The organism is Bacillus sp. B4EP4a (assembly GCF_006680105.1).
Lineage (GTDB): Bacteria > Bacillota > Bacilli > Bacillales > DSM-1321 > Peribacillus > Peribacillus simplex_E.
The window spans coordinates 1-16,144 of record NZ_VHIK01000048.1; the positions used below are offsets into that span (position 1 = coordinate 1).

Annotated in this window: 14 protein-coding genes; 12 read left to right on the top strand and 2 right to left on the bottom strand. The window is 40.0% G+C overall.

Features of this window, described 5'->3' with window-relative positions:
* Positions 1 to 256 precede the first annotated feature (256 nt).
* The gene (locus FNK51_RS22030) at positions 257 to 883 is read right to left on the bottom strand and encodes a CAP domain-containing protein (protein ID WP_141994687.1); all 627 of its coding nucleotides are present in this window, start codon (positions 881 to 883) and stop codon (positions 257 to 259) included.
* Between the two features lie 784 nt (positions 884 to 1,667).
* Between FNK51_RS22030 and FNK51_RS22035 the strand changes: the two genes are divergently transcribed.
* The 8 genes from FNK51_RS22035 to FNK51_RS22070 all read left to right on the top strand — a co-directional run bounded on the left by FNK51_RS22035 (position 1,668) and on the right by FNK51_RS22070 (position 10,330).
* The gene (locus tag FNK51_RS22035; protein WP_098369509.1) at positions 1,668 to 2,246 is read left to right on the top strand and encodes a GNAT family N-acetyltransferase; all 579 of its coding nucleotides are present in this window, start codon (positions 1,668 to 1,670) and stop codon (positions 2,244 to 2,246) included.
* A gap of 177 nt (positions 2,247 to 2,423) precedes the next feature.
* Positions 2,424 to 2,858 carry a DMT family transporter gene (locus tag FNK51_RS22040; protein WP_141994688.1) on the top strand — a complete coding sequence of 145 codons (435 nt, stop codon included), beginning with the start codon at positions 2,424 to 2,426 and terminating at the stop codon, positions 2,856 to 2,858.
* A gap of 706 nt (positions 2,859 to 3,564) precedes the next feature.
* Positions 3,565 to 5,199, top strand: coding sequence for a peptide ABC transporter substrate-binding protein (locus tag FNK51_RS22045; RefSeq protein WP_286178824.1), 1,635 nt, complete (start codon positions 3,565 to 3,567; stop codon positions 5,197 to 5,199).
* Between the two features lie 133 nt (positions 5,200 to 5,332).
* Positions 5,333 to 6,262: an ABC transporter permease gene (locus tag FNK51_RS22050; protein ID WP_141994689.1), complete on the top strand. Its 930-nt coding sequence runs from the start codon at positions 5,333 to 5,335 to the stop codon at positions 6,260 to 6,262.
* Positions 6,262 to 7,191 (top strand): ABC transporter permease, encoded by a 930-nt coding sequence (locus tag FNK51_RS22055; RefSeq protein ID WP_063235006.1) that lies wholly within the window; start codon positions 6,262 to 6,264, stop codon positions 7,189 to 7,191. The genes FNK51_RS22050 and FNK51_RS22055 overlap by 1 nt, the downstream gene beginning before the upstream one ends.
* A 49-nt stretch (positions 7,192 to 7,240) precedes the next feature.
* Positions 7,241 to 8,254 (top strand): ABC transporter ATP-binding protein, encoded by a 1,014-nt coding sequence (locus FNK51_RS22060; RefSeq protein WP_141994690.1) that lies wholly within the window; start codon positions 7,241 to 7,243, stop codon positions 8,252 to 8,254.
* 13 nt (positions 8,255 to 8,267) lie between these two features.
* Complete coding sequence (locus tag FNK51_RS22065; RefSeq protein WP_063235004.1) at positions 8,268 to 9,260, top strand: ABC transporter ATP-binding protein; 993 nt, start codon at positions 8,268 to 8,270, stop codon at positions 9,258 to 9,260.
* Between the two features lie 215 nt (positions 9,261 to 9,475).
* Positions 9,476 to 10,330, top strand: coding sequence for a crotonase/enoyl-CoA hydratase family protein (locus FNK51_RS22070; RefSeq protein ID WP_218925100.1), 855 nt, complete (start codon positions 9,476 to 9,478; stop codon positions 10,328 to 10,330).
* A gap of 220 nt (positions 10,331 to 10,550) precedes the next feature.
* Here the strand turns inward: FNK51_RS22070 and FNK51_RS22075 are convergent, their stop codons facing one another.
* A complete protein-coding gene (locus tag FNK51_RS22075; protein WP_029714163.1) occupies positions 10,551 to 10,751 on the bottom strand; it encodes a cold-shock protein in 201 nt (66 codons plus the stop codon).
* A gap of 728 nt (positions 10,752 to 11,479) precedes the next feature.
* Here FNK51_RS22075 and FNK51_RS22080 point away from each other — a divergent pair.
* The 4 genes from FNK51_RS22080 (at position 11,480) to FNK51_RS22095 (ending at position 16,057) form a co-directional block, all read left to right on the top strand.
* Positions 11,480 to 12,028 (top strand): GNAT family N-acetyltransferase, encoded by a 549-nt coding sequence (locus FNK51_RS22080; RefSeq protein WP_141994691.1) that lies wholly within the window; start codon positions 11,480 to 11,482, stop codon positions 12,026 to 12,028.
* 219 nt (positions 12,029 to 12,247) lie between these two features.
* The gene (locus FNK51_RS22085) at positions 12,248 to 13,705 is read left to right on the top strand and encodes a CoA-acylating methylmalonate-semialdehyde dehydrogenase (RefSeq protein ID WP_141994692.1); all 1,458 of its coding nucleotides are present in this window, start codon (positions 12,248 to 12,250) and stop codon (positions 13,703 to 13,705) included.
* 71 nt (positions 13,706 to 13,776) lie between these two features.
* Positions 13,777 to 15,117, top strand: a complete 1,341-nt coding sequence (locus FNK51_RS22090) for an aspartate aminotransferase family protein (protein ID WP_141994693.1) — start codon at positions 13,777 to 13,779, stop codon at positions 15,115 to 15,117.
* Positions 15,118 to 15,442: 325 nt separating this feature from the next.
* On the top strand, positions 15,443 to 16,057 hold the full coding sequence (locus FNK51_RS22095; protein WP_141994694.1) for an NUDIX hydrolase: 615 nt from the start codon (positions 15,443 to 15,445) through the stop codon (positions 16,055 to 16,057).
* Positions 16,058 to 16,144 lie beyond the last annotated feature (87 nt).

Below are 16,144 nucleotides of genomic sequence, written 5' to 3' on the forward strand. Positions count from 1 at the left end.
ATTTTATTTTTATAAGAACGATAATTGAAAGATAGTATGATATAACTACTTTACGTATATTCCTATAGTATTCATCCAACAAAAAAAATGAAGAACGACTTTTTATTGAAGCGAAAAATGCAAGACGTCTTTTCTATATAAAGTGAAAGGTCCCGCATATTTTTGCTTGGAGTCTCTAATCCCGGATAATAGCAAGCTTTAGATTTGGAATATAAGGATAAAAAAAGGAGGCGGCAATCTGCCGCCTCTAACGTTTTTAATTTCCAATGAATTGCTGGGTCCAATAGTGGGTGTATTTCCCACCTGTCACATGCCCAATTCCAATATGTGTATAGTTCTTGTTCAGGATATTGGCCTTATGTCCAGGGCTGTTCATCCATGATTTCATGACAGCATCCGCACTAGGTTGACCTGCTGCGATATTTTCCCCTGCGTACTTGTAACTGATCCCAAAGGATTTCATCATTTCGAAAGGCGATCCATAACTGGGGCTTGTATGATTGAAATAATTACTATCTCGCATATCCTCAGATTTCAGAATTGCTACGTTAGAAATGGCTGTATCCATTTTAAGGGAAGGTAGGCCCGATTTTGACCGTTCTTCGTTCACTAAACTAAGGACCTGCTGTTCAACTGATTGACTTTCTGCGCGATTAACTGTGGTGTTGGACGTGGGAAGATTTATGATTTGTCCGATTCGAATTTGATTTGCATCGTTTATAGCAGAGTTCGTTTTAAGTAATTCGTCAATGCTGACATCATATTCAGTAGCTATTTTCGTTAAGGTATCTCCTTTTGCCACCTCGTATGTATTGGCTCCCAGAGCAACTGTTGGAGATAATAGGGATAGAGACAGTGCTGATAAAAGGATGATTTTCTTCATTTTGATTCCTCCTAGTAGAATATCTGGATTGGAAGTATAGTATGCTATAAAAATAGTTTTGTGTAAAATTAGCTCATTAACAATCTCTATTGGAATGGGAAAAAGGTATCGAATGGGAAGATGATGTTAAGGGTCCATATAACCCGGAAGTGTGTTAAGGGTAACCAAAATCATAGGGCTTTTTGATAAATTGGAAGAATTATTTCATGTAGATAAAGAATCATTTTACGTTTGCAGGCCATATTTGTCAGGGAAAATAATAATAACATCAAAACGATATAGTTATATGGAACTAAAAATGATCGATTCAATAAATTATCCTAAGGGTGGAATTGAATGGATTTAAAGGCAGGGAAAGTGTTTTGGAAAAGATAAATTTGAAGCTAGAAAATATCCAATGTTGGAAGAGAATCTTTCATGTGATGTTTGTATAGTAGGAAGAGGTTCATCGGGGGCACACTGTGCCTATTTTTTTGCAGATACGGGCCTGAATGTCGTCCTGGGGGCTCTTTTTGGTGAGACCCATGATGGTTTACCGACGATAGTAGAATGTATCCTAACCATCCAAATTGCTATTACTTATAAGGTTATGGCGGAATGGGACGGTTTACAGTGTCAGCCTTTCCCATATCATCATGGATTTGATTATAAAGGGAGGACATTAGGACTCGGCATTGTATGTAAAAGAAATGGATTTTTCAAAAAGTATTGTACATTAAGAAAGGTATCTCTTCTTCACGAATAGAATAAAGTAGACAGCTGAAAATACCGGGGGGATTCTTCGATGTGGTTTAAGGAATTGGAAACAGAAAGGCTGCGTTTAATCGAAATAGGTCACCATCATGCTGAAAGTCTGTTCGAAATTCTCTCTAAAGATGAAGTGACCAAATATGATGGAATAGAAAGTTTAATCCGAGTTGAAGATGCCCGCCGCTTAATCGATTCGTTTAAAAGTGCTTATATAAACAAACGTGGGATGCGGTGGGGAGTCATTTTAAAGGATTCAGGCAAATTCATCGGTACTGTTGGCCTGAATCAATTGAGCCTCGCGAACAAACGCGTCGAAATAGGATATGAAATCCATCCCGAATATTGGAGGAATCACTTTACGTCTGAAGCCGTCAACGAAGTATTGCGCTATTGCTTTGAAGAATTGGGACTAATCAGAATTGCGGCTTTAACTTTCAAGGATAATATTGCATCCAGAAACCTATTGAAGAAATTTGGATTCAAAGAGGAGGGCAGTCTTCGAAGTTATCTATTTCTTCGGAATCAATCCCATGATGCCCTTGTATTTTCCTTGTTAAGTACAGAGTATTGCCAGTTAAGACAACAAAGTATTCAGGGATCAAATAGATTATAGTTTAGTATTAGAACATTGCAGCTGGCCAATAGTGCCAGTTTTTTATTTGTGGAATATCTCTCCCGTTAGGATCAATTTATATCACTAAAGGACAATATACATATTTTTCATGTTAAAATAGAGTGCGGATTCATTAATCAGTCCGGATGGACGGACATAAAAAGGAGCAAAATCATTGTGAAGATACTATTTCCGTTGCTTGCGGTCCTAGGCGGCATCACCATTGCCATACAAGGACAAATCAATGGTGGATTAGGGAAAAAAGTGGGGGTTATTGAAGCTTCTTTCATTTCGTTTGGGATCGGAACACTTGCTTTATTATTTATTGTTTTGTTCGCGGGAAATGGAAACATTTCTGCCATCGCGTTTGTACCAAAATGGCAATTGATAGGCGGACTGTTAGGGGCTATTTATGTCATTGTGATAGTATTGGTCGTCCCTCAGATTGGAGTTGCACCTGCATTGGTCGGGGTTATCGCAGGCCAGATACTGATCGGGGCAGTCATTGACCATTTCGGTTTATTTGGAGGTGTACGAATCCCATTGGATGCGAAAAAGGTGGCAGGCATTTGTTTACTTTTCGTGTCATTATATTTATTTAATCATAAATGAGGAAGGGTCATTATTCATTGGATTTGCTACGTACATATAGGTGAGAAACTGATGGAATATCTTTATTCCTACATAGTTATTATCCGTTATTTGGGATTTGCTTGAAAATAACTCAATACTTTATTGAGAAAAAATATTATTCTACTAAAATATATTATTGAATTGGGAATGGTTTGCTAGGAAAGTGGTCTTAGTAACCAACCTGACTGGAATTATTAGAATATTTAGAAAAAAATAGACGAGCGAACTTATATGAATACTGTCATAAAGGTGTTTGAAAAAACCACTGGAAGTCGGAAGTCATTTTACATCAAATAGGTTATCATTTCTTTTTACCTAGTATCTAGATCGAATTGATTAGCAAATAATTACTATCTTGTGAAAAAGTACTCATCGGTTTATTGATTTTTTGATTTATTCGTAATATACTTAAAATTCAACATCTTTAATTCGAGGTATAGTACCCTTAGCGAGGTTGAAAAGAGGGTGATTTTTTACTAGTAAACTGCATTAATGCTTTTTTTAGGGAAAAATACAGATTTATGCAAACGGTTCGCTAGTTGTTTTTGGTGAATTCCTGCAATGAATGCTTCTAACTTTCCTCGCTGACATTATATGTACTATACGGAAGATTAATAGGTGCTAGAAGGATAATCTCTTAAATGAGAATATCCTAAGAAAGATTAAAGATAAGGGGGAATATTTTTTGAAAAAGTCTAAATTTTCAGTGCTTGCTCTTCTTATGGCCATCATGCTTATGCTTGCGGCATGCAACGGCGGTTCGAAGGAAACTTCGAATGAAAAAGAAGGCGGCTCGGGTGACTCATCCGGATCAAAAGTATTAAACGTAAACAACTCAAGTGAACCTGGTTCGCTTCACCCTGCAAATGCGCAAGGTACTCATGAATCATGGATCCTTGAACATACGTTTGAGGGACTGACAAAGAAAACAGAAGAAGGCAAAATCGTACCTGGTTCTGCAGAATCATGGGAAATCAGTGAGGATGGATTAACTTGGACATTCAAATTGAAAGATGGTTTGAAATGGTCAAATGGAGATCCGCTTACAGCCAATGACTTCGAATATGCTTGGAAATATGCTTTGAAACCGGAAACAGCTGCTGATTATGCTTACCAACTTTATTATCTTAAAGGCGGGGAAGCTTACAACAGTAAGAAAGGGAAGGAAGAGGACGTAGGCGTTAAAGCGACAGACGATCATACATTAGTCGTTACTTTGGAACAGCCTACACCATATTTCCTTGACTTGACTTCTTTCTATACTTTCTATCCAATCGATAAAAAGGTACAGGAAGAAAATCCAAAATGGGCTTTGGATGCAAAAACACACGTTTCAAACGGTCCGTTCAAATTAACGGAGTGGAAACATAAAGAAAGCCTGAAAATCGAAAAGAATGAAAATTACTACGATAAAGATAAAATCAAATTGGATGCGGTTAACTTTGCTCTAATTGAAGATGAAAATACAGCATGGCAAATGTATCAGAGTGGCGAATTGGATATCGCTTATCCACTGCCAGTGGACGTGCAAGGCCAATTGGTTAATTCTGGAGACAAAGAATTTAAAAACGGCGCAGAACTTGCTGTTTACTATTACAACTTTAATACGGAAGTAAAACCTTTCAACAATGCAAAGGTTAGGAAAGCGCTATCAATGGCTATCAATCGTAAAGAAATTACCGAAAATGTTGCTCAAGGCGGTCAAAAGCCTGCATTTGGTGTAGTCCCTCCGGGAATTCCTGATGCAACAGGTGATTTCCAAGAAAATACAGGTGACCTGTTTGAGGAAAACGCAGCTGAAGCTAAGAAATTGTTAAAAGAAGGTCTTGCTGAAGAAGGCATGAAAGAATTACCTGAGTTTTCAATTTTGTATAACACTTTAGATTCCCATAAGAAAATTGCTGAAGCCGTTCAAGGGATGTGGCGTGATAACCTAGGTGTTGAAGTGACACTTGAAAATGCAGAATTCCAAGTTAAGCTTGATCGTGAAAAAGCTGGCGACTTCGAAATTTCCCGTGCAGGATGGGTTGGTGACTATGTTGACCCGATGACCTTCATGCTTTGGGAAACTGACGGGGCTTATAATGATGCAGGTTGGTCCAACAAAGAATATGATAGTTTATTAAAAGAGGCAAAATCTACAATGGAACCAAAAGAACGCATGACTGCTTTACATAAAGCAGAGGAAGTTATGATTGAAGAAATGCCGATCCTTCCGGTTTACTTCTACACAAAACCATATATGGTTAAATCGAATGTTACTGGAGTCTATGCTCCGATTAACGCTTATCCGAACTTTATTTACGCGGATAAAAAGTAAGAGAAGGATAAAAGTGAAATGGGAGGTATGTCCGATTAAGGACATACCCCATTTTTCAATTGCGAATTTGAATATTTCATGAATTCATTTCCGTTTTCAACTCCTTAGAAAATCGATGATTGGGGTGATTACCATGTTGAGATATACATTAAACCGTTTTAAATGGGCGATTATTACTTTATGGGCTGTTATTACATTAACGTTCATCATAATGCATACGATTCCGGGAAATCCATTTGCGAAAGAAGGAGCTATGCCTCCTGCTGTTTATGAAAACCTTCAAGTCCACTATGGATTGGACAAGCCGTTGTTGACCCAATATGGGAATTATTTATTGGAAGTCGTTCAATTTGATTTTGGTCCTTCATTGAAATCCTCATCCATTTCTGTGAATGATTACATTTTGAAGGGATTTCCAGTGTCCTTACACTTAGGGGCACAAGCATTGGTGATTGCCATCTTCTTTGGGCTAATTTTGGGTGTAGTGGCTTCACTGAAAAGAAATAAATGGCCCGACTATTTATCAATGGTCATTGCCATCGTAGGGATTTCCGTTCCTAACTTTATCTTGGCGACTATTTTAATCAATTATTTTGCGATAAAATGGAATATATTCCCAGTAGCTACATGGGCGACATGGCAGCATACCATTTTACCATCCATTGCCCTTTCGATGATGCCACTTGCTTTCATCGCGAGATTGATGCGGACAAGCATGCTTGAAGTAATGGGGCAGGATTACATTTTGACAGCAAAGGCCAAAGGATTGAAACGGAGCGGTGTCATAATCAAACATGCGATTCGGAATGCGTTATTGCCGATTATTACGATTCTGGGCATCCTTACGGCTAATATAGTGACAGGAAGCTTCATCATTGAACGTATTTTTGGTATTCCAGGCATGGGAGATATGTTCGTAAAGGGAATATCCAACAGAGACTACCCGGTCATTCTTGGTTCCACAATTGTGTATAGTGCGGTGCTTATCCTATTGATATTCATTGTTGATATAGCCTATACGTTGATTGATCCTAGAATTAAAGTGACGGGGGAGAAGAAATAATGGCAGATAAAGTGCATTTAACCGAAGATATGTTCCAACCCGCAGAAGACAACTTTAAGGAAGCTGAAAAAATAGCCAGACCTACAGTTTCATATTGGTCTGACGTCTGGCGTCGGTTTAAAGAAAATAAGCTGGCGATGACGGGATTTGTTCTTATTATCCTCTTGGTCTTGATGGCTATTTTTGGTCCATATATTAACGGATATACTTATTATGGACAAGATTTCGAGAAAAAGAATCTTAGCCCAAATAGCGAGCATTGGTTTGGAACGGATTCATCAGGAAGGGATCTATTTACGCGAGCCTGGTATGGTGCGAGGATATCCTTGTTCATTGGATTGATGGCAGCGCTGATCGACTTTTTAATTGGTGTCCTTTATGGCGGGATTTCAGCCATTCGCGGTGGACGCACAGATAATATCATGATGCGGTTTGCTGAGGTAATCTATGCGATCCCATACCTATTGATGGTTATCTTAATGATGGTCGTATTAAAACCTGGTATTCTGCCGATCATCATTGCAATGTCGATTACAGGGTGGATTCCGATGGCGCGACTGGTACGTGGACAGGTTTTACAACTAAAAGAGAATGAATATATCCATGCTGCAACCATCTCTGGTGCCAATACGAGCTGGACATTAAGAAAGCACATGATTCCAAATACAATGGGACCGATCCTGGTCAATTTAACATTGACTGTACCTACTGCTATTTTTGCCGAAGCTACACTTAGCTTTTTGGGACTGGGAGTGCCAGCACCTCAGGCAAGCTGGGGAACATTGACAAGTGATGCCCTAGGAAGCATTCTGGTAGGGAATTTCTATCAACTTTTAATCCCTGCAATATTGATTTCCTTAACCATGTTCGCGTTCAATGTGGCTGGTGACGGATTGCAGGATGCCCTAGATCCAAAACTACGGAAATAAATGAGTCCTCACATAAAGATTTGATATTACTAGAATAGGAGGGACGATGATGGAGAACCTATTAGAAGTCAACGATTTACACATCACCTTCCATACTTATGCAGGAAAAGTGCAAGCGGTTCGCGGCGTGAACTTTGAAGTGAAAAAAGGGGAAGCCGTTGCCATTGTTGGGGAGTCCGGATGCGGCAAAAGTGTTACAGCGAAATCTATCATGAGATTACTGGAAACACCTCCAGCAGAGTATGGAAAAGGGTCGATAAACTTTGGCGGTAAAGACCTTCTTAAAATGAGTGAGACGGAAATGCAGAAGATTCGCGGAAATGAAATCAGCATGATTTTCCAGGATCCGATGACTTCACTCAATCCAACTACAAAAATCGGCAGCCAGATTATGGAAGGTATTTTAAAGCATAATAAAAACATGTCCCGAAATGATGCATACGAACGCGCGTTGGAAACGCTTAAACTGGTAGGTATTCCTCAGCCGGAAAAAAGGATGCAGCAATATCCACATGAGTTTTCAGGGGGTATGCGCCAAAGGGCGATGATAGCGATGGCCCTTGCATGTGAACCGAAATTGCTGATTGCCGATGAACCTACAACTGCTTTGGATGTAACGATACAAGCGCAAATTTTGGAACTGATGAAAGATATCCAACGTAGAATGGATACTTCCATCATTTTAATCACTCATGATTTAGGTGTGGTTGCGGAAACTTGTGAACGGGTAGTCGTCATGTATGCAGGCAAGGTCGTGGAGACGGGTACAGTAGAAGCTATATTTTCAAACCCGCAGCATCCATATACAAGAGGTCTGCTTAAAACGGTGCCAAGGCTGGATATGGAAAAAACGGCTCCGTTGGTTCCCATAATCGGTTCACCACCGGATTTATTGGATCCGCCAAAAGGATGCCCATTTTATCCAAGATGTGAATCAGCAATGAAAGTGTGCAAAGACCATGATCCGGAGCTTGAAGTAGTGGAAGAAGGTCAGACAGCCGCATGCTGGCTGCACCACCCAATGGCAAAGGCGGCACAGGTACAAGTACCGACTAATGTATAAAGGAGGAGAACCAATGGTTTCACTGAAAAATAAGGCCGTAAAAGAAAAGACAGACAACGAAAATTCTCCTCTTGTTGAAATAAAGAATCTGAAAAAGTATTTTCCTATTGGTTCTCAATCGCTGAAAGCGGTAGATGGTTTGGATCTCAAAATCTATCCAGGGGAAACTGTTGGTCTTGTTGGGGAAAGTGGTTGCGGTAAGTCGACTGCAGGTCGTACAATCACTCGACTTTATGAACCGACAGATGGAGAAGTTCTTTTTCAGGGGAAAAATATTTTCGATTACAAACCCGGGGAAATGTCACATATCCGCCGTGAAATACAAATGATTTTCCAAGATCCCTACGCATCCTTGAACCCAAGGATGAAGGTGGAGGAATTGATTGGGGAACCACTTGCCATTCATGGGATATCAAAAGGTAAAGAGCGAAGAAAACGGGTGGAAGACCTGTTAAAGCTGGTTGGTTTAAGTCCGGAACATATCACTCGTTTTCCGCATGAATTCAGTGGTGGACAACGCCAGCGTATTGGAATTGCAAGGGCTTTGGCTTTAAACCCTAAATTCATCGTTTGTGATGAACCTATTTCTGCCTTGGATGTTTCGATACAGGCTCAAGTGGTCAACTTATTAAAAGAGCTTCAAAAAGAAATGGGATTGACTTATTTATTCATCGCGCATGATTTATCGATGGTCAAGTATATTTCAGATCGCATTTTAGTCATGTATCTTGGAAGGATGATGGAACTTTCGGATAGTGATTCTTTAACGAAAGATCCGCTTCACCCTTACACACAGGCCTTGCTTTCTGCAGTGCCAATTCCAGACCCCACTATTAAACGGGAAAGAATCGTACTTAAAGGCGATGTACCAAGTCCCATCAATCCGCCGAGCGGCTGTGTATTCCGAACTCGCTGCCCTAAAGCGATGGAGATATGCTCAAGTGCTGTACCTGAATGGAAAGAACAAAAACCAGGGCATTTCGTTGCTTGTCATTTATATTGGTAAACAAAAAAACCAGTTGCATTTGCAACTGGTCTTTTTTACACATTTATGTAAAATATTTTTAGAATAGGAGCGATTATCCTGAAGATTTAAATTATTTATCAGTATGTCAAAATAAATTACTAGGAATCTGAAAATAAAACATATAATATGTAATTATATGTAAAAATTAACTTCTGTAGAATTTTTTCAATTTGTGAGAGAGGGAGGGACTGTTATTGTATTCCACGATAACTAGTGAAATCGTCGATCGTGTCATGATTGTTACTCTTAATCGTCCTGAGAAAATGAATGCTTTCAATGAAAAGATGTGTGAGGAGATGATTCACGCTTTTAATGAAGCGGACGAAAATGATGACGTACGAGCCGTCATTTTAACTGGCGCTGGGGATGCTTTTTGTGCTGGAATGGATTTGGAAAAAGGTGCAGAAACCTTTATGGATCACACTCCTTTGGTTGAATATCGCGATGCAGGGGGAATGTTGTCATTACGGATTTTTGAAATGAAGAAACCTATGATAGCGGCCATTAATGGAGCGGCAGTCGGGATAGGCATAACAATGACTTTGCCCATGGACATTAGAATTGCTTCATCAAATGCAAAAATGGGTTTTGTATTTGCGAGGCGGGGGATAACGATGGAGGCATGCAGCGGCTGGTTCTTACCTAGGCTTGTCGGAATGGGTAAAGCTTCCGAATGGATTTTTACCGGCAGGATGATTTCAGCCAGTGAAGCATATGAGGGAAGGTTGGTAAATAAGATCGTCGAGCCAAACGAATTGATGTCGGCTGCAATGGAAATTGCAACAGACATTGCGGAAAATACATCTTCCGTCTCTGTGACGCTATCCCGGCAGTTAATGTGGACGATGCTCGGTGCAAACCATCCTGTTGACTCACACAAAATAGAATCAAAAATGATTCATTGGACCGGAAAACAAGCGGATGCACTAGAAGGGATTGAAGCTTTCCTCGAAAAAAGGAAAGCCGAATTCAAAATGAAAAGCAGCACTGATATGCCACCGTTTTATCCATGGGGAACAGATCGAACATATGAAGTGGAAAAGAAATGAATGGGGTAATATCAGGGAATCCAGGGCTTCGAAAGTGCTTGATAATTTTTACTTTTCGGATAAATTAGGGTTTCTATTCCTAGTGTGTTATACTGAGTTTACCATTTACTAAACTTGTTTCATGTTCCCTATTCCATGTGAATAGGGTTTTTTTATGATTGCTTTTTCAATCAAAAAAACAGACCCTACAAGTAGGGTCCGTTATATATTGTATTTAAAATTACGCTTTTTGAACGTTAGTAGCTTGGGGTCCACGTTGACCTTGCTCAACTTCAAAAGTAACTTCTTGACCTTCGTCTAATGATTTGAATCCTTCGCTTTGGATAGCTGAGAAATGTACGAATACATCGTCTCCGTTTTCGCGTTCGATGAAGCCAAATCCTTTTTCTGCGTTAAACCATTTTACTTTACCTTGTTCCATTGTTGTTGCCTCCTAGTGTGAATCCACACATTGTGTTACTACCCTTGCTCAATCATTAGACGAAAAGTTTTTCACTTATCAATCTTCCCGAACAAAAATAATTCTTTTTAAATATAACAGATAATGTCGGAATCTGCAAGCTAACAAAGGAAGATTATTTATGTTCACAGACAATGAATAATTCTTGATACCTTTTTTTGTAATCAAGCAAATTTGTTGAATGTTTTTTCCATTTAGATTGTTCATTAAATTTGGCATGAAAATATCTAAGCCTTTGGTCGTAAAATTCCGTATGTGTGCGGAGTGATGATTACATTGTTCAGCCCCCCATAACGGACTATTCTCAGGAAGTGGCTTCGTTTCAAACACATCAAAGTCCAGCGCCCGCAATATCTTTGTCCATAAGCGCGTGAACCAATACGTATTGAATGACGAGATTACGCCTTCCTATGTGCGTGATGCCAAGTCTTTGCAAGCTGTTGATTACTATATTTATCTACTTTGTTGAGGCAAGCATTAACCCGATATCATTTCTGAAATGAGATACGCATGAACGCCGGTTGACAGGGTAATGCATTCACTCCGGCGCTCCATGTCTGGATCCATTTTACATCGCTTGTATCATTTTTTCTGGAATTATTCGTAAGTTTCGATATTATTTCAAAGGGGAAAGCGATTGCTTAACAATCTTGCTATAATACTAGTAATAAATGGAATGGGGTGTAATCATGAACGTGAAAGACATATATGGACAGCTGCCTACTATGGAATCAAAACGCTTGGTTATGAGGAAAGTCACCATGAATGATGCCGAAGACATGTTCACTTATGCATCCAACAGTGAAGTTTCCCGTTACGTCACATGGGAAGCTCATCGTTCCCTATGTGATACAAAAGATTTCATCCGATTTATCCTACAAAATTATGAGGATAAGAAAATTGCTCCATGGGGCATAGAACACAAGGAAAGTGGTAAGTTGATTGGTACGATTGATTTTGTTACATGGCAGGTTGATCATCATAGTGCAGAAATCGGGTATGTGCTTGCACCCGAATATTGGGGGAGTGGCTTGATGACGGAGGCAGCCCAAAAGATAATCGCCTTTGGCTTCGAAAATATGAACCTAGTTCGAATACAAGCACGGTGCTTCGTTGAAAATTTGGGTTCAGAGCGAGTCATGCAAAAGGCTGGCATGTCTTTTGAGGGAATCATAAGAAAAGGAATGTTTGTTAAGGGAAAGCATCAAGACCTAAAGCTATATTCCATTATAAAATGATGGCTGTGAAGTCTGCTGATCAAAGAGAAAATAAAAGGAAATATACATCGGCTTTGAAAGCCTGAATTTCTGTTCATGATTATTATGAATATGGGAAAATCAAAAACAAACAATATGTGCAAATATTGAATCAAAAACTATACAAAACGTCTAATGTAAAAAGTCGATTTGAAAAATATAATGAAACTATGAAATCGTGTTGAAATGGAGGGTATATTAATGGCAGTAATCAATGATGTAGAAACGTTGAAAAATTATATCGGTGGAAAATGGGTGGATTCCACAACTTCGAAACATGAACAAGTGCCTAATCCGGCAACAGGAGAAGCATTGGCAATCGTTCCCCTTTCAACAAAGGAAGATGTAAACCAAGCGGTGAAGGTTGCTAAAAAGGCTTATAAAGAATGGAAAAAGGTGGCCGTTCCAAAAAGAGCTCGCTTCCTATTCCGTTACCAACAATTATTGATAGAACATTGGGATGAGCTTGCAAAGCTGGTCACTATCGAAAACGGAAAAAGCTATACAGAAGCATATGGTGAGGTTCAGCGTGGGATTGAATGCGTGGAGTTCGCAGCAGGTGCGCCTACCTTGATGATGGGCAGTCAGCTACCTGATATTTCCCCAGGCATTGAATCTGGCATGTACCGGTATCCAATGGGTGTCGTTGCCGGAATTACGCCGTTTAATTTCCCGATGATGGTGCCATGTTGGATGTTCCCGCTGGCAATTGCTTGTGGAAATACGTTTATCTTAAAACCTTCAGAACGGACACCGCTCTTAGCCAACCGTCTTGTGGAATTATTGACAGAAGCCGGAGTTCCGGATGGTGTTGTCAATATTGTCCATGGTGCCCACGATGTCGTGAATGGGATTTTGGAACATGAAGACATTAAAGCGGTATCATTTGTTGGATCCCAGCCTGTCGCAGAGTATGTATATAAAACGGCAGCTGCCAATAAAAAACGTGTCCAGGCTTTATCAGGAGCGAAAAATCATTCAATCGTCATGCCTGATGCGGATTTGGATAATGCGGTAACGAACATAACGAATGCCGCTTTCGGATCTGCAGGCGAGCGCTGCATGGCTGCATCAGTGGTTGTTGCGGTGGGGGAAGTTGGAGATTCGCTTGTTGAGAGATTAAAGGCTGCAGCGGATGATATCAAGATTGGAAATGGAATGGATAAGGACGTTTTCCTGGGACCTGTGATCCGTGATACTCATAAAAAGAGAACAGAACAATATATTGAAATTGGGGAAAAAGAAGGAGCTGTCCTCCTTCGTGATGGCAGGAATGAAGGCGATCAGGAAAATGGCTATTTCGTTGGACCGACATTATTTGATCATGTGAAAACAAATATGAAAATATGGAAGGATGAAATTTTTGCCCCTGTCTTATCCATAGTTCGGGTTAATACCCTGGAAGAGGCAATTGAATTGACCAATCAATCTGAATTTGCCAATGGTGCCTGCCTCTATACGGATAGTGCAAAAGCCATCCGGGAATTTCGCGAAGAAATTGATGCAGGGATGCTTGGTATTAACCTCGGGGTACCCGCACCAATGGCATTCTTTCCATTTTCTGGATATAAAAGTTCATTTTATGGAGACCTTCATGCCAATGGGAAAGACGGCGTTGAATTTTACACTAGAAAGAAAATGTTGACGGCAAGATACTGATAGGAAAGTGGGGGTCGACACAAAGTGTGGTCGGCCTTCATTTATACATTATTTTAGGAGGAGTGCAGCTTATGCAGGTTGAAAAACAGGGTCAGGATCTTAAAGCGATGGATGGTAAATATGTATGGCATCATATGAAAGGGGCTGAATCCAGCCCTGAAGCAATGGTGATTAAAAACGGGCAAGGAGCATGGATAACGGATGTTGATGGGAATCGTTACCTGGATGGGATGTCAGGTTTATGGTGTGTCAACGTTGGTTATGGCCGCACGGAACTGGCTGAAGCAGCTTACGAGCAGCTGAAGGAACTTCCTTATGCCCCTTTAACGAATAGCCACATACCGGCCATTAAGCTAGCAGAGAAATTAAATGAATGGCTTGGTGGGGATTATGTGATTTTCTTCTCTAACAGCGGTTCAGAAGCGAATGAGACTGCTTTTAAAATTGCGCGGCAGTATCATCAGCAAAAAGGTGAACATGGACGTTATAAATTCATTTCCCGTTATCGCGGCTATCATGGGAATTCAATGGGCGCCCTGTCAGCTACCGGGCAGGCGCAGCGAAAATATAAATATGAACCACTCGCCCCAGGATTTCTTCATGTATCACCGCCAGATTCTTACCGGAATCCAGAGGATGAAAGCGGTGAAAAAAGTGCAGCGGAAATTGAACGTACCATTACATGGGAGTTGAGCGAAACGGTGGCTGCGGTCATCATGGAACCAATCATCACTGGGGGCGGAATTTTGATGCCGCCTGATGGTTATATGAAACGTGTCAAGGAAATTTGTGAGAAAAATGGTGTCCTTCTCATTTCGGATGAGGTCATTTGCGGGTTTGGTCGTACTGGTAAGAAATTCGGATTTATGAACTATGATGTAAAACCAGACATCGTAACAATGGCTAAAGGAATCACGAGCGCTTATCTGCCATTATCCGCTACAGCAGTCAAACGTGAAATTTATGAAGCGTATATTGGCTCAGACGTTTATGACCGCTTTCGACATGTAAATACATTTGGAGGCAATCCGGCTGCCTGTGCCCTTGCTTTGAAGAATATTGAAATATATGAAAATGAAAAACTTATAGAACGGTCTAAGGAGTTAGGTCTACGCTTTCTGCAAGAGTTTGAAGAAATCAAATCTCATCCCAATGTTGGGGATGTACGTGGGAAAGGTTTATTGGTAGGCATTGAACTAGTGGAAGATAAACTTACAAAACAACCAATCGAACTTTCCAAAATCAATAAAGTGATTGCATCATGCAAAGAAAAGGGGCTGATCATAGGTAAAAATGGTGATACAGTAGCAGGTTTCAATAATGTCCTGACTCTTGCTCCCCCACTTAGTATAACTGAAGAGGATTTTTCATTCATCATAACGACGGTAAAGCGAACGTTAGCTGAACTATGAAAATAAGGTGATGGTAAAAAAACTGAAAATTCAGCATTTAATCAAGTTTCTGTATATACCTGCTGATACTCACTATTTATTTAAGAAAGATCGCATCCATACTTTGCTTTTTAAACGAGACTGCTGCGTTTAATTTTAGCACCGTTCAGAAATTTGAACGGTGCTTTTGGCAATGATCTAGGAAGAATAAGCGGAAAAGGATTCTATTGCGAACTTAGGGGACATTTTGGAATCGTTTTCCTTGATTAGTTATAGCGGATGTTCGAAAATGGAATGATAAGGAGTAGCAGAAAATCAATACTATCAGGCAGAAGAGGTGAGGGACATGAATAATGAGGATATAACAAAAAAACTGACATTACATATCCCTGAAATTTTAGGGAGTGGAAATTTTTCTAAGTATGCTGTATTGGTACCGCTTATTGAGAAAGAAGATGGAGTTCATGTTCTTTTCGAAGAGCGTTCACACAAACTGAGAAGGCAGCCGGGGGATATATGTTTTCCGGGCGGGAAAATAGACAAATTGGACCATGATGAACAGGCGGCTGCGCTAAGGGAAACATATGAGGAACTTAATTTGAGAAAAGAAGATATCGATAATGTCTTTCCAATCGATTATTTGGTATCTCCATTTGGGATGATTGTCTATCCATATGCAGGATTTGTTCGTAACCATCAACGGATAATACCTAATCCAGCTGAGGTAGAAACCGTTTTTACGGTCCCGCTATCCTTTTTCATGGAAAAACCGCCAGAGATTTATCATGTCAAATATAAGGTGGAACCGCATGACAACTTCCCCCATGATTTAGTCGTTGGCGGGGAGAATTATAAATGGCAGCCAAAACAGATGGAAGAATATTTTTACTTATTTAATGATCGGGTAATCTGGGGAATGACGGCGAAAATCCTTACCCATTTTATTGAAATTCTTCGTTAGACCCTTCTAAAGGACCTTTTTTTCTCGATGGATTTCTATTAAACTAAAATTATGGTAAAAGTTAGGTTTTAATAGAAGCGGGGGGAT